Genomic DNA, 20,706 nt, shown 5'->3' on the forward strand with positions numbered 1-20,706 from the left:
CAATCTTTATGCGTTCTTGATGGCCTGTTAACGCCATGCGACGTGCCGGGCGCGCCACGCGGCCCGGCACACCGTCACAGCGGGGCCCCGGGCCAGCCCAGCGCGCGGGCGCCCAGTGCCGCGGTCTCCAGGGTGAAGCGCTGCAGCCCGTCGGCGGGGTCGTAGCCGGTGAGGAACTTGATGCGCTCCAGGCGGTAGGAGAGGGTGCGCACGCTCACCGACAGCCGGCGGGCCGCCTCGGCGTTGACGTACCCGGACGCGGCGCACGCCGACAACGTCTCCAGCAGCGGTTCGGCGCCGCCGCGCGCCTCGGTCAGCGGGCCCAGGACGCTGCGGACGAGGTCGGCCATGGCGGCCCGGTCGCGCAGCAGCACCGGGAAGACCAGCAGGTCGGCGGCGCGCAACACCGGTGCGGACAGCTCCAGTTGCTCCCCCAGCTCCAGGGTGCCGAGCGCCTCCTCGTAGGAGCGCACCACGCCCTGGGCGCCGGAGTGCGGGCGGCCGATCGCGACCCGCCGGGCGCCCTCGCGTCCGGCCACCTCGCTGCGGGCGGTGACGGCGAAGGCTTCCAGCAGGGCCGGTTCGGCGCTCGCCGCGATGCAGATCAGCCGCCCGCCCTTGGTGGTGATCAGCGCGTCCCGGTCGCCGAAGCGGCCGATCAGCTCGCGCTCCACGCGCCCGGCGACGGGGTGGACGTCGTCGTACGGTCCGCTGCCCTCGGCGACGGCGACGGCGTGCGCGCGGGCCAGCCGCAGACCGAACCGCTCCGCGCGTTCGGCCAGCCGCCCCAGATCGCTGCGGCCGTAGAGCAGATCGTCGATGAACTCCCGGCGGGCGGCCTCCTCCTCCCGCACCGCCAGCCGCGTCGCCCGCTCGTGGCCCTCGCCGAGCGCGGAGACGGCCGCCTCCACGGCGCCGAGCAACGCATCGCCGGTACGGGCGCGTTCGGCGACCCCGGCCGCGCGGGCGACACCGGGCAGGGTGCTCCAGAGCCTGCGGGTCTCACCGAGATAGAGACCGACCAGCTCCCGCAGGCCGTACCCGGCCTCGGCGGCCCGCTCCCCCAGCTCGCGCAGGGCCTCCCGCTCGGGGCGGCCGAGCGCCCGGCCGGTGGCCGAGACCTCGCCGAGCAGCACGGCGTAGCCGTCGAGGAAGGAGTCGGGTATCGCGGCGGGCGTACGGCGGCTCACCGGGCGCCGCCGCGCCGCGCGCCGATGGCGCCGCCGCCCCGTCCGTACCGGCCCGCCGGCCGCTCTCCCCCGTACCGCTCCGTCACGTCGCGCACTCCCCGCACCTTCCTTGCCGGATCCCGGACATCTGAGTGCCCTCAATCCTGCCGGATCCCGGAAGCGGCCGGACGCCGGCCCAGCAGATCGCCGAGCCCCTCGCGGGTGGCGGCGAGGAGCACCCGGTCCTGCGGGCGCAGTCGGTAGGTGTCGCCGAGTTCGTGGACGAGGCGGGCGGGCTCCCGCTCCGTGCCGTCCGGTTCGGCCGGGGCGGCGTCCGGCGCGGCGTCGTCGGGCGCGGAGGTGTCCACCGCCAGCACCCGCAGCCGGCCGGGGCGCAGCACCTCGGCGACGGTGCGGCCGGAAAGCTCCGGATGGCCGCGCGCCTCGACCCGGGCCACCAGCAGGACCCGGCGCTCGACGGGGATGGCGCCGAGGATCTGACGGCCCATGAGCGCACCGGCGAAGGCGGGCGCCGCGAGGAAGGTGACGCTGCGGCTGCGGGTCAGCGCCCGCGGATGCGCGGCGCGCAGCGTGCGGTAGACCGCGGTGGCGAACCGGTCGTCGAACAGCCGCAGCGTCACCCGCAGCCGCGGGGTGAGCGAGCGGGCGTAGAGCGCCGCCTCCAGATTGGTGGAGTCCACGCTGGTCAGGGCCAGCAGCGTGCGGGCCCGTTCGATCTTGGCGGCCTCCAGGACGCCCTCGTCGGTGACGTCGCCCAGCACGACCGGCACCCGCAGCCGGCGGGCGAGCGGGATGCCGCGCGCCTCCGGGTCGGCCTCGACGCACACCACCGGGATGCCCAGTTCGTGCAGCCGGGCCAGGACGCGGGTGCCGACCTTGCCCAGGCCCAGCAGCACGACATGGCCGGAGAGGCCGCGCGGCGGGCGGCGCAGCGCGGCGGCGCTGCGGAACGTGCCGAGCGCCTCCAGCACCGCGGCGATCAGCACCGGCAGCAGCAGCAACCCGGTGAGTCCGGACAGCAGTTGGAGGATCTTGCGGGCGAGCGGTTCTTCGACGGCCGGGTCGTTGATGGCGAACAGGTCCAGGAGCGAGAGGTAGGCGGCGCGCAACGGCGGCTCGCCGGTGGTGAGCGTGGCAGCGACGGCCAGCGCCAGCACCGCGCCGACGATCCCCGCGATCGACCAGCGCAGCCGCGCCGAGAACAGCGAGCCGAGCGGGGCGCCGCGGCCCCGCAGCGCCCGGGGCCGCACCTGGCGGCCCCCGTAGGTGACGGTCTCCAGGACGACGCGGCTGCCGCCCGCCTCCCGCGCCACGGCGACGGCCCCCTCACCGGGCAGCATCACCGGCCCGTCGTCACCGCGGGAGGCGCCCCGGTGATGGCTCTCGGGGTGGCCGTCGCCCGGCTCGTCGGCGGAGGGGGACAGCAGGGCGAGGGTGCACAACTGGGCGCCGGTGACCCGGCCCGGCGCGTCCGGGCCGCGCTCCACGGCGCGCAGCAGCAGCCCGTCCGCCTCGATGACCTTGCTGGTACCGGCGACGGCGGTGGCCGCGAGGGCGGGCGCGACGGTGTCGGCGTCGGAGAGCACGGTGGTCGACGCGTCGATCCACTCCGCGTCCGCCGGATCGGTCTCCGCGGCGACCGCCGCCGCCTGGTCGAGCAGCGCCTCGACGTGCTGGCCGAGCTTGCGGTTGTAGAGCCGGATGACCAGCCGCAGCCGGGGGTTGAGGCGGCGGGCGCGCAGCGCGGCGTGGATGTTGGTCTCGTCGTCGTCATAGACGAGCGCCAGCGCCTCCGCGCCCGGAACGCCCGCCTCGATCAACGTCGCGTCGTCCGCCTCGGCCGACTCCAGGATCCGTACGGTCTCCTCGGGCGGCACGCCGTCGCCGGCGCCCGGTGCGTCGGACGGCAGCAGGGAGGTGCGGGCCACCGCGGCGGTGACCCGGCCCAGGAGCGCGGAGGCGCGGCCGAGACCGCGCAGCGACGGCGGGATACGGGGCCGGTGCGGCTCCCGGGCGGACGGCATGACGAGGGTGACGCGTTCGCGGTAGACGTCGCGGAGTTCGGCGGCGATGCGGTGCGCGAGGGCGTCGTCGCCGCAGACCACCATGGCGGGTGACGCCGGGGGTGGCGGGAACGCCGGTGCGGACGGGCTCTGGTGAGGCAGCTGGGGCACCCGCGTAGCGTGCCTCATGATCGCCGAACGGCGCACCCGGTCGCACGGGCTCCGGATCGGCCCCGTGCGGCGCGCCGTGGACGGCACGGGGCGCGCCGCACGGGGCGGAGCACCGGGCCGCACGGGCCGCCGGAGCGCCGGAGCGTCCGCGGCGGGCACCCCGGCCCGCACGGGGCGGGCGGCGGGCCGTAAGGTGCCGCACCGGCGTCCGTTCGCGATCGCCGCCGGGCTGCCGGAATCTTGTATCCCGCTTCGCTCGGTGGCCGTCGCCTCACCGACCGCGCACACCACTCTTCCGGGGCGCCGCGAGGCCCCGGGGATGCGGGCGGCACCGGCGTTGACGCTTAAGCTCGTCCCCGGGCGGCGCCGTACGCGGTGCGGCCCCTTGTTGCCCGGAAAGCGGAGAGAGAAGAGTGAGCAGGGTGTTCGTGCGGGTCGGCGGAGTGACCAGGACTGCGGGGTAGATGGACGTGCACATCGTCATCATGGGATGCGGGCGGGTCGGTTCCGCGCTCGCCCAGACCCTGGAGAGCCAGGGCCACACCATCGCCGTCGTCGACCAGGACCCGACCGCGTTCCGCCGTCTCGGCTCGTCGTTCGGCGGCCGCCGGGTGACCGGCGTCGGCTTCGACCAGGACACGCTGCGCGAGGCGGGCATCGAGGAGGCGGGCGCGTTCGCCGCGGTCTCCAGCGGCGACAACTCCAACATCATCGCCGCCCGGGTGGCCCGCGAGATGTTCGGCGTCGAGAACGTCGCGGCCCGGATCTACGACCCGCGCCGCGCCGAGGTCTACCAGCGCCTGGGCATCCCCACCGTCGCCACGGTCCGCTGGACCGCCGACCAGATGCTGCGGCGTCTGCTGCCGTCGGGCGCCGAGCCGCTGTGGCGCGATCCGAGCGGCGGGGTGCAGCTCGCCGAGGTGCACACCTCCCCGTCCTGGGTCGGCCACAAGATCAGCAAGCTCCAGGAGGAGACCGGCGTCCGCGTCGCCTTCCTCACCCGGCTGGGCGAGGCGATGCTGCCGACCTCCCAGACCGTGCTGCAGGAAGGCGATCTGGTGCACGTCATGATGCGCACCGACGACGTCGAAACCGTCGAGGCGGCATTCGCCGAAGGTCCCGAGGAGGCCCACGCATGAGGGTCGCGATTGCCGGAGCCGGCGCGGTGGGCCGTTCCATCGCGGGTGAGCTGCTGGAGAACGGTCACGAGATCCTGCTCATCGACAAGGCGCCTACCGCCATCTCCGTCGAGCGGGTGCCGCTCGCCGAATGGCTGCTGGCCGACGCCTGCGAGATCACCTCGCTCGACGAGGCGGCGCTGCAGCGCTGCAACGTCGTCATCGCGGCGACCGGCGACGACAAGGTCAACCTCGTCGTGTCGCTGCTCGCCAAGACGGAGTACGGCGTGCCGCGCGTCGTCGCCCGGGTCAACAACCCGAAGAACGAGTGGCTCTTCAACGAGGCATGGGGCGTGGACGTCGCCGTCTCCACGCCGCGCCTGATGTCCGCCCTGGTCGAGGAGGCGGTGAGCGTCGGCGACCTCGTACGGCTGCTGCGCTTCAGCCACGGCGACGCCAACCTCGTCGAGCTGACGCTGCCCCCGGAGGCGGCGCTGGCCGGCACCCGGGTCGGGGACGTCGAGTGGCCCGAGGACACCTCGCTGGTCACCATCATCCGCGGCACCCGCGTCCTGACGCCCAACAAGGAGGACGCGCTGGAGGCCGGTGACGAGCTGCTCTTCGTCGCGGCGCAGTCGCGTGAGGAGCAGCTGGAGGACCTGCTGTCGGTCCGCCGCAAGAACGCCTGACGAAGGCGTCCGCGCCGACGCCGAAGGGCCCGGGAACCGTGGTGGTTCCCGGGCCCTTCGGCATGACGGGGCGGCCGGTCGTGCGGCGCGCCCCTCGTCTCAGCGGCGGTGGCGGCCGCCGTCCGACGGCGCCCGCCGCCCGGTGGCCGCGCGCTCGGCCCGCTCCGCCTTCTCGGCCTCCTCGGCCGCCTCCATCTCCGCGAACACATCGATGGGCGGCGGCGCCTTCGCCAGGAAGACCCAGGTCAGATAGACCGCCAGCAGGAACGGCGGGATCTTCAGCGCGATCAGCACCCAGCCCAGCTGCGTGGTGTCCGCCCACCAGTACAGGGGGAAGAGGATCGCGCACTTGGCGAAGAGGATCAGCCCCCACGCCCAGCTGGCCTTGGCGTACGCGGCCTTGCGGCCGGGGTTACGGGTGCGCCAGGAGAGGTTCTCCTTGAACACCGGGCCCAGGATCAGCCCGATCAGCGGCACCCCCGCCACCGTCGTGACCATGTACGCCAGCGCCAGGCCGAGGGTGTAGACCATGCCCGGCAGGTAGAAGTCCTTGGCGTTGCCGGTCATCATCGCGAAGACGACGCCGAACGCGACGCCGAAGACGCCGCTGAGCGCGTGCTTGAGGGTGTCCTTGCGCGCCAGCCGCACCACGGCCAGCACCAGCGACACCGCCAGCGCCGCGAGCGCCGAAGACTTCAGGTCCTTGTTGACCGTGAAGATCGCGACGAACAGCAGGCCCGGCAGCACGGTCTCCACCATGCCCCGCACCCCGCCGAACGCCTCGAACAGCGCCGCCTCGGTGACGGCCCTGCTGTCCCCGTCCTGGCTCGCCTGCGCGCCGGGCGCCGGGCCGTCGGACGGCTCGGCGGTGCGCACCGCGGGCGGGTCGTTCGGGGATGCGTCAGTGGTCGGTCGGTCGGTCGACGTCACCGGCTACTCCTGTCCGAGCGGTCGGAGTTCGTACTTCGGATTGAAGAGCACCCGGCGCCCGTGACTCATCGAGACACGGCCCGAGGCGATGAGCTTGCGGCCCGGCTCTATGCCGACGATGGAGCGGCGGCCCAGCCACACCACGTCGAGGGCGGCCGAGCCGTCGAACAGCTCCGCCTCCAGCGCGGGCACCCCGGCGCGCGGCCGCAGCGTCACATGGCGCAACGTGCCGGTGACCTTCACGATCTGCCGGTCGTCGCAGTCGGATATCCGGGTGCAGCCCGTCGCCTGCGTGTCCTCCCGCAGCTCGGCGGAGTGCAGCTCCTCCTCGGAGGACGACAGTCTGTCGAGCATCCGGCGGAACCGGCCGGCCGGCTTCTCGGATCGGGTCCCAGCACTCATGAACCCAGCGTACCGGTGCCCACCGACACCGCTCACGGCGCGCACACGGCCGCTCCCCCGCCGGTGCGCCCGGACCGCACCGCCCGCACGGGGCGGCGGGCACGGGGCGCACGGCGATCCCGGCCTACGGCTCGAAGCGGTATCCCATGCCCGGCTCCGTGACGAAGTGCCGCGGATGCGACGGGTCCGCCTCCAGCTTGCGGCGCAGCTGCGCCATGTAGACCCGCAGGTAGTTGGTCTCCTTGCCGTACGACGGCCCCCAGACCTCCTGCAGCAGCTGCTTCTGGCTCACCAGCCGGCCCGCGTTGCGCACCAGCACCTCCAGCAGATGCCACTCCGTGGGCGTCAGCCGGATGTCCCGGCCCCCGCGGTTGACCTTCTTCGCCGCGAGATCGACGGTGAAGCCCGGCGTCTCGACGATCACGTCCGCCTCCGCGGGCCCCGTCGGCTCCGCCCGGCGCACCGCGGCCCGCAGCCGCGCCAGCAGCTCGTCCATCCCGAACGGCTTGGTGACGTAGTCGTCGGCGCCCGCGTCCAGCGCCTCGACCTTCTCGTCCGACGTCTGGCGGGCGGACAGCACCAGGATCGGCACCCGCGTCCAGCCCCGCAGGCCCTTGATCACCTCGACGCCGTCCATGTCCGGCAGGCCCAGGTCCAGCACCACGACATCGGGATGGCGGGCCGCGGCCAGCTTGAGGGCCGTGGCCCCGTCGGGGGCCGCGTCGACCTCGTACTTGCGCGCCTTCAGGTTGATCACGAGGGCCCGCACGATCTGCGGCTCGTCATCCACCACGAGCACCCGGTTCACTGACGTTCTCCTCGCGATGTCGGGACCCCGGGCGACCGGCCCGGGGAACGGAAGGGGACTGGGGCGCGGCACGCGCCGTACGGGACGGGGCCGGCGCCCGCGGCGCCGGGGCCCGCGGGCAGCTCGCCCGGCCCGCTCATGTGAAGGCCCCGGCCGTCGACGACCGGGGCCCGGCCGAGGGCGGTCGGTCCTCCGCCGCCCGCAGGGTGAGCACCATCGTCATCCCGCCGCCCGGGGTGTCCTCCGCCGCGAGCGTGCCGCCCATCGCCTCGGTGAAACCGCGCGCCACGGCCAGCCCCAGGCCCACGCCCGCACCGCGCGGCGCGTCGCCGTACCGCTGGAACGGCTCGAAGATCCGGCCCTTCGCCTCGTCCGGCACGCCCGGCCCCCGGTCGACGATGCGCAGCTCCACCCGGTCGCCCAGCGCGCTCGCCGCCACCAGCGCCTGCGAGCCCTCGGGGCTGTACTTCACGGCGTTCTCCACCAGATTGGCGACCGCCCGCTCCAGCAGCCCCGGATCGACCGCCACGATCGGCAGCGCCTCCGGGATGTCCAGCGTCACGCTGCCGTCCGGCACCCCGCCCAGCGCCATCGGCACCACCTCGTCCAGGTCGATCTCCCGGATCAGCGGGGTGACGGTGCCGGTCTGCAGCCGCGACATGTCCAGCAGATTGCCCACCAGGTGATCCAGCCGGTCGGCGCCCGCCTCGATGCCCGCCAGCAGCTCCGCCTCGTCCTCCGGCGACCACGCCACGTCGTCGGAGCGCAGCGACGTCACCGACGCCTTGATCCCGGCCAGCGGGGTGCGCAGATCGTGGCTGACCGCGGCCAGCAGCGCCGTCCGGATGCGGTTGCCCTCCGCCAGCTCCCGGGCGCGCGCCGCCTCCCCCACCAGCCGCTGCCGGTCCAGCACGACGGCCGCCTGCGCGGCGAACGCCGCCAGCACCCGGCGGTCCTCGGCCGGCAGCACCCGGCCGCTCAGCGCCAGCGCCATGTGGTCACCGACCGGCATGTCGACATCCGCGTCCTCCGGGCGGCGCAGCGGCGCGCCCTTCGCCGGCTCGCCCACGCGCCCGGCGCACGTCCACGGATCGACGTCGCTGTGCCGCTCCAGCAGCGCCACCGCATCCATCCCGAACGTCTCCCGCACCCGTTCCAGCAGCGCGTCCAGACTGGTCTCGCCGCGCAACACGCTGCCGGCCAGGAACGAGAGGATCTCCGACTCCGCCCGCAGCCGCGCCGCCTGCTGGGTACGGCGCGCCGCCAGGTCCACCACCGACGCCACCGACACGGCCACCGCGAAGAAGATCACGATGGCGACGATGTTCTGCGGATCGCTGACCGTCAGCGTGTGCGTCGGCGGCGTGAAGTAGAAGTTCAGCAGCAGCGATCCGACCGCCGCCGACGCCAGCGCCGGCAGCCGCCCGCCCAGCAGCGCGGCCATCACCGTCAGGAAGAGGAACAGCAGCACGTCGTTGGCGAGCCCCGGCCCGTCGTGGGTGACGCCCGGCCCGTTGTCGACGCGGTACAGCAGCAGCGACAGCAGCATCGGCGCCACCACCCCGACCAGCCACCCGGCCACGATCCGCGCCCGCCCCAGCCGCGCACCACGCGCCACCGGCAGCCCGCGCCCCTTGGCGACCTCGTCGTGCGTGACGATGTGGACGTCGAGGTCCGGACCCGACTCCCGGGCGACCGTCGCCCCCACACCGGGCCCGAACACGTACTGCCAGCTCTTGCGGCGGCTGGAGCCCAACACGATCTGCGTGGCGTTCACCCCCCGCGCGAACTCCAGCAGCGCCGCCGGGATGTCGTCCCCGATGACGTGGTGGAACGTCCCCCCGAGGTCCTCCACCAGCGTGCGCTGCACGGCCAGTTCCTTCGGCGACGCGGACGTCAGGCCGTCACTGCGCGCGATGTAGACGGCGAGCACCTCGCTGCCCGACCCCTTGGCCGCCATCCGGGCGGCGCGGCGGATCAGCGTACGGCCCTCGGGGCCACCGGTGAGACCGACGACGATCCGCTCCCGCGCCTGCCACGTACTCCGGATGGAGTGCTCGGCGCGGTACTGCTGCAGATACTCGTCCACCCGGTCGGCGACCCACAGCAGCGCCAGCTCGCGCAGCGCCGTCAGGTTGCCGGGGCGGAAGTAGTTCGACAGCGCGGCATCGACCTTGTCCGGCTGGTAGATGTTGCCGTGCGCCATGCGGCGACGCAGCGCCTGTGGCGACATGTCGACAAGCTCCAGCTGTCCGGCGCGGCGCACCACCTCGTCCGGGACGGTCTCCTGCTGCCGGACGCCGGTTATCGACTCGACGACATCCCCGAGTGACTCCAGATGCTGGATGTTGACGGTCGAGATCACCTCGATGCCCGCCTCCAGCAACTCCTCGATGTCCTGCCAGCGCTTCTCGTTGCGCGAACCGGGCACGTTGGTGTGGGCCATCTCGTCGACCAGCGCGACCGCCGGACGCCGCGCCAGCACCGCGTCGACGTCCATCTCGGTGAAGGTCGCGCCGCGGTACTCCATCTCGCGCCGCGCCACCTGCTCCAGACCGTGCAGCATCACCTCGGTGCGCGGCCGGCCGTGCGCCTCGACGAACGCCACGACGACATCCGTACCGCGCTCCACACGCCGGTGTGCCTCGGACAACATGGCGTAGGTCTTGCCGACGCCCGGCGCCGCACCGAGATATATCCGTAGCTTGCCGCGTGCCATGGCCTCATTGTCTTACGTCAAGCCCGCCCCCACCGGGCTGGGCCTGCTCCCGACAGTACCCACCGCTGCCCCTCCCACGACCCCTGGGAACGGGCCCGGGCGCCGGTTTTGACGCGACCCTGATGGGTGAAGCAGGCGTGTCGCGGACGACGAGACCCCAGCACGGCGCACCGTCCGACCGGGCGAGAGAGCTGGGCGCGGGGCCCGACTCCGGAGCAGACCTCGGTGCGCGGCTGATACCCCGGGCCGGTCGGAAAATGCGATCTACCGAAGCCGGTACGTCCTGTAGGAAAGGGGGACCGGGTACGACGACGGGGCCGAGGCGACACGCCGATCGCGGCGGCACACGGAGCGGCAGCTGCCACGGAGCCGTAGGGCCGGGGCAGCAACGCCGTGCGAATAGCGACGGATGACGGATGACTGATGGCTGATGGCTGATGGCTGATGGCTGATGGCTGATGGCTGATGGGGAGGGTGGCATGAACGGAGCGACGGGCGGGACGGTTCGGGACGGCGGGAACCCGGTGCGGGGGCACGAGCCCGGTCAGGCACAGGGACGGGAGTCCGGTCGGGCCGGAGGCCCTGCGCCCTCCACCGCCATGGGGGACGGAGCGGTACCGGTGCCCGGGGACGGCGCCGCCCGGTTTGACGAACGGACGTCGGAGACCGGCTCCGTCCAGCCCGACGAACCGACGCCGCAGGCCGACGCCGCCCCGGACCGCCCCGCCGCCTCCCCCGGCGCTCCGGACACCGGACGAACCCGGCCCCCGAGCGACACCCACGGAACGGAGCACCCACCGGTGACCATCACCTCCGATAACGTTCCCACCATCCCCACCAGGAACGCCACCTTGTCCCTCGCTCACACCTCGGCCCTCTCCCCGGCCACCCGCCTCGCTGCCCGCGCACTCCTGGACGACGTCTTCGACGGCCTGGACGACACGGACTGGGACCACGCACTCGGCGGCGTCCACGCCCTCCTCCACGACGGCGACGAGCTGATCGGCCACGCCGCCGTCATCCCCCGCCGCCTCCTCCACGGCGGCCGGGCCCTGCGCTGCGGCTACGTGGAAGGCGTGGGCGTCCGCGCCGACCGACGCGGCCAGGGCCATGGCGCCACCCTGATGACAGCTCTGGAACACGTGGTCCGTCAGGCCTACGAACTGGGCGCCCTCTCCGCCTCCGACACCGCCACCGGCTTCTACGCCGCCCGCGACTGGCACCTGTGGCGCGGCCCCTCCTCGGCCCTCACCCCCGCCGGCATCCGCCCCACCCCGGACGAGGACGGCAGCCTCTACGTCCTGCCGGTATCCGCGTCGCTCGACCCAGACGCCCCGTTGACCTGCGACTGGCGCGACGGCGACGTGTGGTGACGAGACGCGTGGCGACAGGGGGCCTGGGCAGCGACGGCATGCAGCACGTAGTAGGCGAACAGTCCGGAGGCCGACGCGAGAGCGGGGCAACGTCCCGGCTCCCGCCCCGGCCTGCTCGCCCGCTCGCCGCCATGTTCACGCCGGAGCAAGCCTGGGGACGGCCGGACGTCCGACGCCCAGCCCCTGGCGAGCGATTCGAGGCGGTAACGACGCCTCACCGGCCGCACGGCAACACCCTCCTCCGCTATGCCCGGGAGCAAGGAAGCAATACGGCGCTCAGCGCAGCCAAAGCCCGGAGGCAGCCAACGCCCGAGGTCAGCCAACGCCCGAGAGGGACCAATGCCCAGGACGCACCAACGCCGACGGAATCCTGGTCGCGGCATCCCCCTTCGCCGCATTGAGCTGCGCCTGCGTGAGGAACAGACAGTCGGTGAGGTCCGCGCCACACACATCGGTGTCCCGGAAGTCCGCCCCGATCACATCCGCACTCCGCAGATCGGCGCCCGAAAGATCGGCGCCGATGAGATACGCCCCTCTGAGACTGGCCCCACGCAACCGCGCCCCGTGCATCCGTGCACCGATCAGGTCGGCACCACGATGATTCTTCTTCCGCCCGGGTATGTCGGCACGCACCAGCTCGCTGGTCCGCAGCAACAGGCCGTTGACCTGCTGCCGAATCACCGCCACATCGGCCCCGGTGATCTCCTCCGCGCTGCCCCGCGTGAGCCCGTCGAGATCGTCGTACGCCCGGCGCAACTCGCCCCGTATCGCGCGGGCCTGCGGCCACGCCAACGCCTCGGCCAGATATCGCAGCAGTTCATGGAGCTGTCGCATGGCAGGGAACACCTCGAACATCCGACGAGCCACCCCAGGGCTCTCCCGCCAGTGCCGCCCACCGAACGTCACTTGCGAGACCTTCTGCCCCGCACCGAAGCAGTCGAAGACCGTGCAGCCGGAAAAGCCACGCTCACGAAGCCGATGGTGAATGCCGCAGCGGAAGTCGTCCCGCAGATTGGTACAGGGCGTGCCCGCTGCCTTGCCGACCGCGAAGTCGGACGAGGCCTCGAACGGCAACGCGACGCAGCACAGCCCGAAACACTTTGAGCAATCCGACTCCAGGTCCGCGGCATCGGCTCCCAGCACGGGCAGTTCACGCTTCTCGGACACGGTCCGCCATCTCCCACCACAAGAAGGCGCCACCCATTGCCACGCCGAGGAGCGACCCATTGTTTCCGAAGTGACGGGCGACATGCTCGTTCTTTTCTTTGGGGCCCTCCCCCTCCCCCTCCCCACCCACCGCCACCGCCACCGCCACCGCCACCGCCACCGCCACCGCCACCGAGACAGTGCAAGCACAGCTCGCAGCATCAAGCGCGAAAGGTCACGGGCACCGCCCACGAGTCACAGCCCGCCCATAACCAATGCAGGCATCGCCGCCCCCGGCCCACCGCCTCACGCCCCACACCACGCGCACACCTCAACTCACGCCCGCTACAGCCCGCTCCCCCGTCCCCATCCCCCGACACCCCGTCGACGCACCCAACCCGGCTCCTCCCCCAGGCCCCCCTGGTCAGGCGCCACCTACCGCTCTCCCCCTCACTTGCCCGCCGTGATCGCCCCGTCGCTCAGCTCAAGGACACGATCCGCCAGGCCAACGAGGTGCGGGTCATGCGTGGCGACCAGCGCCGTGACACCTTCGCTGCGAACCACGGCCCGCAGCAGTTCCATCACCTCTCTTCCGGTCTCGGCGTCCAACTGACCGGTGGGTTCGTCCGCGATGAGGAGAGACGGCCTGTTGGCGAGCGCCCGGGCGATGGCGACGCGCTGCTGCTGTCCACCGGAGAGTTCACCGGGGCGCTGCTTCATGTGGTCGGCGAGCCCGACGAGGGACAACAGCAACGCCACCCGCTCCTCCCGCTCCCGCGACGGCATGCGGCGCAGTCGCAGCGGAACCCCGACGTTCTCGGCCGCGCTGAGGATCGGTATCAGCCCGAACGTCTGGAAGACGAAGCCGATTCGGTCGCGCCGCATCTCCAGCAGCCCGCTCTCGTCGAGGTCGGCCAGGGTCGTCCCGTCCACGGTGACCTGCCCCACATCGGGGGTGTCGAGCCCGCCGATGAGGTTGAGGAGCGTGGTCTTCCCCGAACCCGATCGGCCACGCAGGGCAACGAGTTCGCCTCTCGGTACTTCGCAGGACACCCCGCGCAGCGCATGCACCGCTCCCGCGCCCCGCCCATAACTCCGGTGCAGGTCCCGCACCACGACCATGGGCCGGTCCGACCCCTCGATCGCGCTTCCCACTCCGCCGGCCACCACCGTCCCGCCACCGGGCCCCGAACCACCTCGTCGCGCAAGGCCCTTGCGAACCTTCCCGCTACCGCTCTGCTCCCCGCTACCGCTCCCGACCGCCATGCCCACTCCCCCGTTCCCGCCGCGCGCTCCCCGCACGTGCGCCACTCGGTCCGTGCACCGCCGGGGCATCATCCCCATCAGGCTCCCGGCACCCGAACCCTCACCGCTGCAGACCGACCGACGACTCACGTCGCACGGCGTCGGCCCACCGACGGCGTCAGTATGCGTAGCGCCCGACGGACCGGGCAACGCCTGTGGATAACTCACACATCGGCCCGGCTCGTGCACCGCGCCGCAGGCTGCCCCATCCGCTCCTCAACAAGCAGAGCAGCTCCCGGAGACCACCCTGCCCCACCTGCCTTGAGATCTCGCTCGGCCCAGGTCACCACCCCGCGTCCTCTTAGCCTTGACCCTCACACCGTGTGAGGTCATGGACTGAGGAACGTCATGTTCACCATCGGAGACTTCGCCCGGCACGGCCGCGTGTCCGTCCGCATGTTGCGCCATTACGACGCACTCGGGCTGCTGCGCCCTGCTCATGTCGACCCCGTCAACGGCTACCGCTTCTACGAGGCGGCCCAACTCGCCCGCCTCAACCGCGTCCTCGCCCTGAAAGACCTCGGCTTCACGCTCCAGCAGGTCCAGGAAATCCTCGACGAGACAGTGGAGCCCGAGCAGTTGCGCGGGATGTTGCGGCTGCGGCAGGCAGAACTGGAGGCAGCCATGGCGGCGGCAGCGGCACAGCTGGTACGCGTCGAGACGAGGCTCCGGTCGATCGAAAGCGAAGGACATATGAGCCCCGACGAAGTAGTGGTCAAGCGCACTCCGCCGGTACGCGTAGCCGAACTCGGCGCCACCGCTGACAGCTTCGCGCCGGAAGCCATCGGTCCGGTCGTAGGCCCGCTCTTCGACGAGCTGTGCCGCAGGCTCGACCACGCAGCCGTGGCACCGGCCGGCCCGCCACTCGCGTACTACGAAGCGGCCCCCGGCTCCGGCGAGGCGGTACGCGTACACGCCGCGATCCCTGTCACGGCTGCACCCGGCGGTCCGCACGGGTTGACCGTCGTAGACCTGCCCGCGATCGAGAACGCAGCCACCATCGTGCACCGCGGCTCCATGGACGCCGTCCTCCCCACGGCCCAGACACTGGCCCGCTGGATCGACGCCAACGGCTACCGCTCCACCGGGTACGCCCGGGAGCTCTATCTCGCCTGCGACGACGACCCCGCGCACTGGGTCACCGAACTCCAGGAACCCATCACCCGCCGCTGACGGTGACAGTCACCTCACCGCCAACCGACACCAGAGCACCACCCACCGACAGCGACAGCGACGTGACGCAGTGACGCAGTGACGCAGTGACGCAGTGACGCAGTGACGCAGTGACGCAGTGACGCAGTGACGCCAAAGCAACAAATCGACTCTGCGCCCCGCAAGCCGCACTCACCCCGAACGCACGACGCACAGCACGGATGCCCGTGGCCACACCCTCCCGGGTACAGCCACGGGCATCCGTAACTCAACGCTCGACCGAACCCACCGCACCGCCGACGGCGCACGGCCGGCGAGCCGCGCGGCGCAGCCGCACGGTCAGCGGATCTCGGTGATCTCCGGTCCGCGCTCCAGGCGCTCCACGCCGCCGCCGAAGCGGGAGCCTTCGGCCGGCTCCTGCTGGACGCCGTCGGGCACCATCTGGGCATCGTCCGGAAGCTTCAGGACGATGGGGTCACGGGGCGCCATGGGAGCGTCACCGCGAATGACGACGGTGTCCCGGAAGATGTGCTCCAGCACGCTGGCGGCCTCCGGCTGGACCGCGCCCTGGCCGGAGATGACACCGCGCAGGAACCACCGCGGACCGTCGACCCCGACGAAGCGCACGACCTGCACACCGTTGGTGCCGTCGGGCAGCTGCACCGGCACCTGGGCGCGCAGTTCCCAGCCGAGGGGACCCTCGACCTCGTCGATGACGCCGCCCTGCTGCGTGATGCCGGAGGCGATCTCCTCGCGGACCTCGCCCCAGATGCCTTCGTTGCGGGGTGCGGCGAACGCCTGCACCTGCACGGCGCTGTCCTGGAGGACGACGGTCGCGGCGACGATCGCGTCACCCGCGACCTCCACCCGCAGCTCCATGCCGTCGACGCCGGGGACGAAGAGTCCTCCCAGGTCGACACGGCCCTCGCCGGGGTTCGTGACCTCGGAGACGTCCCAGGGGCCGTCGGGACGGGGCGCGGGCGGCAGGGCGACTCGCTCCTCCTCCACGTCCGCGTCGGTTGCGCTCACCGCGGTCTCGTCGGCGAGTTCCGTGTCCTCCGCCGGCTCGTGCGCGCTCTCGTTCTTCTTGCGACGTCCGAACACGTCACTGTCCTTCCCGGTCGGCACCGACCGATGCGTATTCATTCCCGCCCGTGGAGCCGCCCACCGCCGCGTGACCGCCGGTGGACCCGAATCCCCCCTCGGCCCGCGCCGAGCCGGGAAGTTCCGCCACCTCGTGGAAGCGCACCTTCTCGACCTGCTGGACGACCAATTGGGCGATCCGGTCGAACCTCTCGAACCGCACGCTCTCGCGCGGATCCAGATTGACCACGATCACCTTGATCTCTCCACGGTACCCGGCATCGACCGTCCCAGGGGCATTCACCAGCGCCAGTCCGCACCGGGCGGCGAGACCGGACCGCGGGTGCACGAAGGCGGCGTACCCGTCGGGCAGGGCGAGGGAGATCCCGGTGGGCAGCACGGCGCGCTCGCCCGGGGCGAGGTCGGCGGCCTCGGTGGTCACCAGGTCGAGACCCGCGTCGCCGGGATGCCCGTACGAGGGGACGGGCACCTCGGGGTCGAGACGGCGCAGCAGCACGTCGACCGGGTTGCGTCGTTCGCTCACGGGTTCACCTCGAAGGCGCGGGCGCGCCTGATCTGGTCCGGGTCCTCCATGGCGGCCCGGATCTCCTCGCTGCGGCCGTTGTCGATGAAGTGGTCGACCTTGACCTCGATGAAAACGGCGTCGGCGCGGACGGCGACGGGGCCGTCGGGGCCGCCTATCCGGCCGACGGCGGTGGAGTAGATCTTGCGGCCGTGGACGGCGGTGACGCGGGCGTCCAGGTGCAGGACGGTGCCCAGCGGGACGGGGCGCAGGAAGTCGGTCTCCAGGCGGCCGGTCACCGCGATCACGCGCAGCAGCCAGTTCAGCGAGCCCAGGGTCTCGTCGAGTGCGGTGGCCAGTACGCCGCCGTGGGCCAGGCCGGGAGCGCCCTGGTGGGCCTCCTTGACGGTGAATTCGGCGCGGACGCTCACGCCGTCGCCGGCGCGGGCCTCCAGGTGGAGGCCGTGCTGCTGCCCTTCGCCGCAGCCGAAGCAGCGGTCGTAATGGGCGCCGAGGAGTTCGCCGGGTGCCGGGGCGTCGGGGTGCCGGACCGGGGCGACGGCGCCTTCGGGGGGCGTCAGCCGCGTCCTGGGTTCGTCAGTTCCACTCACGAGGGGAGACCCTACCCGCGCGCGCCGAGGGCCTGCGCCGCCGTGCCAAGCTTGGGGCATGCAGTCGTACGAAGAACGTCTCACCGCGCCCCGTTCCTGGTGGCTTGTCGCCGCGCTGATCGGTGTGGCCTGCGCCCTGATGCTGCTCCCCGTGGGGACGCTGCCGATGCTCGGCGGGCTGATCGGCGGGGGCGCGCTGTCGGCCGTGGTGGTGAGCGCGTACGGGTCGGCGCGGATCCGGGTGGTAGGTGACGCGCTGATCGCGGGGGACGCGAAGATCCCGGTGGCGGCGCTGGGTGAGGCGCGGGCGCTGGACGCCGAGGAGACGGTGGCCTGGCGGACGTACAAGGCCGATGCGCGGGCGTTCATGATGCTGCGCAGCTACATCCGGACCGCGGTGCGGGTGGAGATCGTCGACCCGTCGGATCCGACGCCGTACGCGTATCTGTCGACGCGGGACCCGGAGCGCCTGGTGGCGGCGCTGGCGGCGGCGCGCGCCTGACGGGCGGCCGGGGTCAGGCGGTGTCCTGCGGCCCGGGGAGCGGGCCGGGGGACGCGGCACCGGGGAGGGCGTCCCAGGGGACCTGGTGGGCGCGGAGGTCCTTGCGGAGGGCGTCGGCGAGCTTGCCCGTCTCGCGGCGGTTGAGGAACGCACCGACTGCGGCGCCGACCATGAACGGCGTGAGGTTCGGCAGATTGCGCAGGGTGCGCTTCATGATCTGCTGGCGTAGTTCGCGCCTGGTCTGGCCGCCGAGCGCGAGAGTGAGCGTGGCGGGCCGGGCGACGTCGATGCCGCGCTCCTCGGTCCAGGAGGTCAGGTAGGCGAAGCCGCGCTGCCGGGTGGTGCCCTGGGGGCGCCGGCCGTAGACCTCGTGGAGTTCGGCGATGAGTTTGATCTCGATCGAGGCCACGCCGACGACTTCGGCGGCCAGCTGGGTCGGCATCGCCGGTGGTACGGGCAGCATGGCGGCTGCCCCGACACCGGCGCCGACGGCCGCGGTGGACCTGATGGCACCCGCGACGAGTTTGTCGGCGAGTTCCTCGGGGGTCAGGCCGGGGAACTGGGTGCGCAGGGTCGCGAGGTCGCGGACGGGGATCCGCGGGGCGATGGCGATGAGCCGGTCGGCGAGTGCGGCGAGCTGGGCCCGCGCGCTGCCGCCGCCGCGTACGGCGCCTTTGCCGATCGTGGCGGCGAGCGAGGCCACGCGGCCTCGCTCCTGCGGTGAGCCGGCCGTCCGCTCCGTGGGGAGGGCGGTGGGGTCGGCGGGCACGGGCGCGTTTTCTCCGCGTGATCGTGCGCCGGCCGCCGGGCCTTTCCCGCCCTTGATGCCCTTACGGAACGGGTTCACGCCTGCCACGGCGCCGACCGGTCTCAGGCCGCGCAGTCGCGGCAGATCGGGTTGCCGTTCTTGTCCTCCGCCGCGAGCTGGCTGCGGTGGTGGACCAGGAAGCAGCTCATGCACGTGAACTCGTCCTGCTGCTTGGGCAGGACCCGTACGGCGAGCTCCTCGTTGGACAGGTCGGCGCCGGGGAGTTCCAGGCCTTCGGCCTGCTCGAACTCGTCGACGTCGACAGCCGAGGCGGACTTGTCGTTCCGCCGCGACTTCAGTTCCTCGATGCTGTCCTCGTTGAGGTCGTCATCGGTCTTGCGTGGGGTGTCGTAATCCGTAGCCATGTCGCTCTCCCCCTCTGGGTGTCTGCGGTGTCTCAGCGCTCGTAACGCGTGAGAGGCCGGACTTGTGCCCGACCTGAGGCGGAGATTTTGCCTCACATCAAGGTCTGTTACTCAATCGACACCCAACCGCACCCGGAAGGGGTGATCGGTTTGGATGGCGAACTGGACCGTACACGGTCCGAATGCCGCATCGCGCGGATGCCAACCCGTGTACTTCCCGTGATCAGGGCTCCGGGAAACCCGGATTTTCCCGGCTTTTTGCCCGGCATTTCGATCACGGAGGGTGGAGGGGCGGAATGTGACCGCTGTGAGCGATCACACACGGAAAGGGCGGCGCGAAGGCCGTCCGAATTCCGCGCAAAGCGAACTCGGCGAAGGATGACCGCCGGGCCCCCGTTCCGTCAAACCGCGCATCGCCCTTATGGCGCTGTACGGCCGCCCAGCGGGCTTTCGTACACGCATACGCCCGATGACGTACGAAAGCCGCTGCCGGCGCTCCAGCGGGCCGCACAGGCCGCTCGCCGCCCCGCCGGGCGGCGAGCGCCTCACAGCGGGAGCACCACCCGCATCGTGAGGCCACCGCCTTCGCGCGGCTCCGCCGTGATGGTGCCGTCGTGAGCGCGGGCCACCGAGCGGACGATGGACAGCCCCAGGCCGACGCCCTTGTCACTGCCGGTCCGTTCGGTGCGCAGCCGCCGGAACGGCTCGAAGAGGTTCTCCACCTCGTAGGCGGGGACCACCGGGCCCGTGTTGGAGACGATCAGCACCGCGCAGCCCGGTTGCGGTTCGGTGGTGACCTCCACCCAGCCGCCCTCGGGAACGTTGTAGCGCACGGCGTTCTGCACGAGGTTGAGCGCGATCCGCTCCAGAAGGACGCCGTTGCCCTGGACGAACACCTGATGGCGCGCGCCCCGGAACTCGATGCCCTTCTCCTGCGCCTCGCTGCGGGCCTGGTCGACGGCCTGGGAGGCGACCTCGGCGAGGTCGACGGGCCTTTTGTCGACAATCTTGTTCTCGCTGCGGGCGAGCAGCAGCAGTCCCTCCACGAGCTGCTCACTGCGCTCGTTGGTGGCCAGCAGCGTCTTGCCGAGCTGTGTCAGCTCCGGTGACGCATCCGGGTCGGCGAGCTGCACCTCCAGAAGGGTGCGGTTGATCGCCAGCGGGGTGCGCAGCTCGTGCGAGGCATTGGCGACAAAGCGCCTTTGCGACTCGAAGGCCCGGTCGAGGCGGTCCAGCATCTCGTCGAAGGTGTCCGACAGCTCCTTCAGCTCGTCGTCGGGCCCGCCCAGCTCGATCCGGCGGTGCAGATCGGAACCGGCCACCCGCTGCGCGGTGCGGGTGATCCGCCCCAGGGGCGACAGGACCCGCCCGGCCATGGCGTATCCGAAGGCAAACGCGACGACCGTCAGGCCGAGCAGCGCCAGCAGCGAACGGTTGAGGAGGGTGTTGAGTGCGAAGGTGCGCTGCTGCTGGATGCAGTGGTCGACCGCGCGGTTGAGCTGCTCGACGTCGGCGACCGACGACAGGCCGCTGCAGGTGCTGCTGGAGATCCGCAGGCTCTGCGCGTCGATGATCTTGAACGGCAGTTGGTTCCCGGCGCCCAGGGCGTCGGCCGCGAGGATGTAGATGATCGTCAGCAGCACGACCCCGGCCATCAGGAACATGCCGCCGTACAGCAGCGTGAGCCGTATCCGGATCGTCGGGCGCAGCCAGGGGAAGGGCCGGACGTTGACCGGTTTCGGATCCCAGGTCGGCTTGGGCGGGGTGGGAGGAGGCGTGGGGGTCGCCTTGGAGAAGGGAGGCATCAG

At 72.2% G+C, this 20,706-nt stretch carries 19 protein-coding genes; 5 read left to right on the forward strand and 14 right to left on the reverse strand.

The window, feature by feature from the left end; genetic code table 11:
• Nucleotides 1-74: 74 nt before the first annotated feature.
• Together ABT345_RS28870 and ABT345_RS28875 are read right to left on the reverse strand one after the other, a co-directional pair.
• On the reverse strand, nt 75-1,190 hold the full coding sequence (locus tag ABT345_RS28870; RefSeq protein ID WP_345086798.1) for a PucR family transcriptional regulator: 1,116 nt from the start codon (nt 1,188-1,190) through the stop codon (nt 75-77).
• A 137-nt stretch (nt 1,191-1,327) separates the two neighbouring features.
• Entirely contained in the window at nt 1,328-3,298 is a 1,971-nt protein-coding gene (locus tag ABT345_RS28875; protein ID WP_345087009.1) for an NAD-binding protein, read from the reverse strand.
• A 536-nt stretch (nt 3,299-3,834) separates the two neighbouring features.
• On the opposite strand from ABT345_RS28875, the gene ABT345_RS28880 reads away from it, so the two are divergent.
• Both ABT345_RS28880 and ABT345_RS28885 read left to right on the forward strand, forming a co-directional pair.
• Nucleotides 3,835-4,503 (forward strand): potassium channel family protein, encoded by a 669-nt coding sequence (locus ABT345_RS28880; protein WP_345087011.1) that lies wholly within the window; start codon nt 3,835-3,837, stop codon nt 4,501-4,503.
• The gene (locus tag ABT345_RS28885; RefSeq protein WP_345086800.1) at nt 4,500-5,171 is read left to right on the forward strand and encodes a potassium channel family protein; all 672 of its coding nucleotides are present in this window, start codon (nt 4,500-4,502) and stop codon (nt 5,169-5,171) included. Before ABT345_RS28880 ends, ABT345_RS28885 begins: the two co-directional genes overlap by 4 nt.
• A 99-nt stretch (nt 5,172-5,270) precedes the next feature.
• On the opposite strand, the gene ABT345_RS28890 is transcribed toward ABT345_RS28885, so the two are convergent.
• The 4 genes from ABT345_RS28890 to ABT345_RS28905 all read right to left on the reverse strand — a co-directional run bounded on the left by ABT345_RS28890 (nt 5,271) and on the right by ABT345_RS28905 (nt 10,030).
• Nucleotides 5,271-6,047: a DUF3159 domain-containing protein gene (locus ABT345_RS28890; protein ID WP_345087013.1), complete on the reverse strand. Its 777-nt coding sequence runs from the start codon at nt 6,045-6,047 to the stop codon at nt 5,271-5,273.
• Nucleotides 6,048-6,104: 57 nt separating this feature from the next.
• Nucleotides 6,105-6,503 (reverse strand): OB-fold nucleic acid binding domain-containing protein, encoded by a 399-nt coding sequence (locus tag ABT345_RS28895; RefSeq protein ID WP_345086802.1) that lies wholly within the window; start codon nt 6,501-6,503, stop codon nt 6,105-6,107.
• Between the two features lie 124 nt (nt 6,504-6,627).
• On the reverse strand, nt 6,628-7,311 hold the full coding sequence (locus ABT345_RS28900; protein WP_345086804.1) for a response regulator: 684 nt from the start codon (nt 7,309-7,311) through the stop codon (nt 6,628-6,630).
• Nucleotides 7,312-7,447: 136 nt separating this feature from the next.
• Nucleotides 7,448-10,030 carry a DUF4118 domain-containing protein gene (locus tag ABT345_RS28905; RefSeq protein ID WP_345086806.1) on the reverse strand — a complete coding sequence of 861 codons (2,583 nt, stop codon included), beginning with the start codon at nt 10,028-10,030 and terminating at the stop codon, nt 7,448-7,450.
• Nucleotides 10,031-10,830: 800 nt separating this feature from the next.
• Here ABT345_RS28905 and ABT345_RS28910 point away from each other — a divergent pair.
• A complete protein-coding gene (locus tag ABT345_RS28910; protein ID WP_386461368.1) occupies nt 10,831-11,403 on the forward strand; it encodes a GNAT family N-acetyltransferase in 573 nt (190 codons plus the stop codon).
• A gap of 315 nt (nt 11,404-11,718) precedes the next feature.
• Here the strand turns inward: ABT345_RS28910 and ABT345_RS28915 are convergent, their stop codons facing one another.
• Nucleotides 11,719-12,570 carry a pentapeptide repeat-containing protein gene (locus ABT345_RS28915; RefSeq protein WP_345086811.1) on the reverse strand — a complete coding sequence of 284 codons (852 nt, stop codon included), beginning with the start codon at nt 12,568-12,570 and terminating at the stop codon, nt 11,719-11,721.
• A gap of 429 nt (nt 12,571-12,999) precedes the next feature.
• Nucleotides 13,000-13,671: an ABC transporter ATP-binding protein gene (locus tag ABT345_RS28920; RefSeq protein WP_345087015.1), complete on the reverse strand. Its 672-nt coding sequence runs from the start codon at nt 13,669-13,671 to the stop codon at nt 13,000-13,002.
• Between the two features lie 531 nt (nt 13,672-14,202).
• Between ABT345_RS28920 and ABT345_RS28925 the strand changes: the two genes are divergently transcribed.
• Nucleotides 14,203-15,027: a MerR family transcriptional regulator gene (locus tag ABT345_RS28925; protein ID WP_345086813.1), complete on the forward strand. Its 825-nt coding sequence runs from the start codon at nt 14,203-14,205 to the stop codon at nt 15,025-15,027.
• Between the two features lie 318 nt (nt 15,028-15,345).
• Here ABT345_RS28925 and ABT345_RS28930 read toward each other — a convergent pair whose 3' ends face one another.
• From ABT345_RS28930 to ABT345_RS28940, 3 genes are read right to left on the reverse strand one after another with little or no spacing between them, the layout of a single operon-like run.
• Nucleotides 15,346-16,110, reverse strand: coding sequence for a DUF3710 domain-containing protein (locus tag ABT345_RS28930; RefSeq protein ID WP_345086815.1), 765 nt, complete (start codon nt 16,108-16,110; stop codon nt 15,346-15,348).
• A gap of 1 nt (nt 16,111) precedes the next feature.
• Nucleotides 16,112-16,633: a dUTP diphosphatase gene (dut, locus tag ABT345_RS28935; RefSeq protein WP_143941510.1), complete on the reverse strand. Its 522-nt coding sequence runs from the start codon at nt 16,631-16,633 to the stop codon at nt 16,112-16,114.
• Complete coding sequence (locus ABT345_RS28940; protein WP_345086819.1) at nt 16,630-17,223, reverse strand: PaaI family thioesterase; 594 nt, start codon at nt 17,221-17,223, stop codon at nt 16,630-16,632. The genes dut and ABT345_RS28940 overlap by 4 nt, the downstream gene beginning before the upstream one ends.
• A 58-nt stretch (nt 17,224-17,281) precedes the next feature.
• Here ABT345_RS28940 and ABT345_RS28945 point away from each other — a divergent pair, with 58 nt between their 5' ends.
• Entirely contained in the window at nt 17,282-17,725 is a 444-nt protein-coding gene (locus ABT345_RS28945; RefSeq protein ID WP_345086821.1) for a DUF3093 domain-containing protein, read from the forward strand.
• A gap of 13 nt (nt 17,726-17,738) precedes the next feature.
• On the opposite strand, the gene ABT345_RS28950 is transcribed toward ABT345_RS28945, so the two are convergent.
• The 3 genes from ABT345_RS28950 to ABT345_RS28960 form a co-directional block, all read right to left on the reverse strand.
• On the reverse strand, nt 17,739-18,581 hold the full coding sequence (locus tag ABT345_RS28950) for a hypothetical protein (protein ID WP_386461372.1): 843 nt from the start codon (nt 18,579-18,581) through the stop codon (nt 17,739-17,741).
• Between the two features lie 14 nt (nt 18,582-18,595).
• Nucleotides 18,596-18,898: a DUF4193 domain-containing protein gene (locus ABT345_RS28955; protein WP_016575747.1), complete on the reverse strand. Its 303-nt coding sequence runs from the start codon at nt 18,896-18,898 to the stop codon at nt 18,596-18,598.
• A 545-nt stretch (nt 18,899-19,443) separates the two neighbouring features.
• Complete coding sequence (locus ABT345_RS28960) at nt 19,444-20,703, reverse strand: sensor histidine kinase (protein ID WP_345086826.1); 1,260 nt, start codon at nt 20,701-20,703, stop codon at nt 19,444-19,446.
• Between the last annotated feature and the right edge of the window lie 3 nt (nt 20,704-20,706).

The sequence above is a fragment of the Streptomyces sp. NPDC000404 genome, from assembly GCF_040300365.1.
GTDB lineage: Bacteria > Actinomycetota > Actinomycetes > Streptomycetales > Streptomycetaceae > Streptomyces > Streptomyces ramulosus.

Excerpts from the sequence above, each read along its gene's own strand:
- ABT345_RS28875 (WP_345087009.1), bottom strand. The coding sequence starts at position 3,298 with ATGGTGGTCTGCGGCGACGACGCCCTCGCGCACCGCATCGCCGCCGAA.
- ABT345_RS28885 (WP_345086800.1), top strand. The coding sequence starts at position 4,500 with ATGAGGGTCGCGATTGCCGGAGCCGGCGCGGTGGGCCGTTCCATCGCG.
- ABT345_RS28895 (WP_345086802.1), bottom strand. The coding sequence starts at position 6,503 with ATGAGTGCTGGGACCCGATCCGAGAAGCCGGCCGGCCGGTTCCGCCGG.
- ABT345_RS28905 (WP_345086806.1), bottom strand. The coding sequence starts at position 10,030 with ATGGCACGCGGCAAGCTACGGATATATCTCGGTGCGGCGCCGGGCGTC.
- ABT345_RS28920 (WP_345087015.1), bottom strand. The coding sequence starts at position 13,671 with ATGGTCGTGGTGCGGGACCTGCACCGGAGTTATGGGCGGGGCGCGGGA.
- ABT345_RS28925 (WP_345086813.1), top strand. The coding sequence starts at position 14,203 with ATGTTCACCATCGGAGACTTCGCCCGGCACGGCCGCGTGTCCGTCCGC.
- ABT345_RS28945 (WP_345086821.1), top strand. The coding sequence starts at position 17,282 with ATGCAGTCGTACGAAGAACGTCTCACCGCGCCCCGTTCCTGGTGGCTT.
- ABT345_RS28955 (WP_016575747.1), bottom strand. The coding sequence starts at position 18,898 with ATGGCTACGGATTACGACACCCCACGCAAGACCGATGACGACCTCAAC.
- ABT345_RS28960 (WP_345086826.1), bottom strand. The coding sequence starts at position 20,703 with ATGCCTCCCTTCTCCAAGGCGACCCCCACGCCTCCTCCCACCCCGCCC.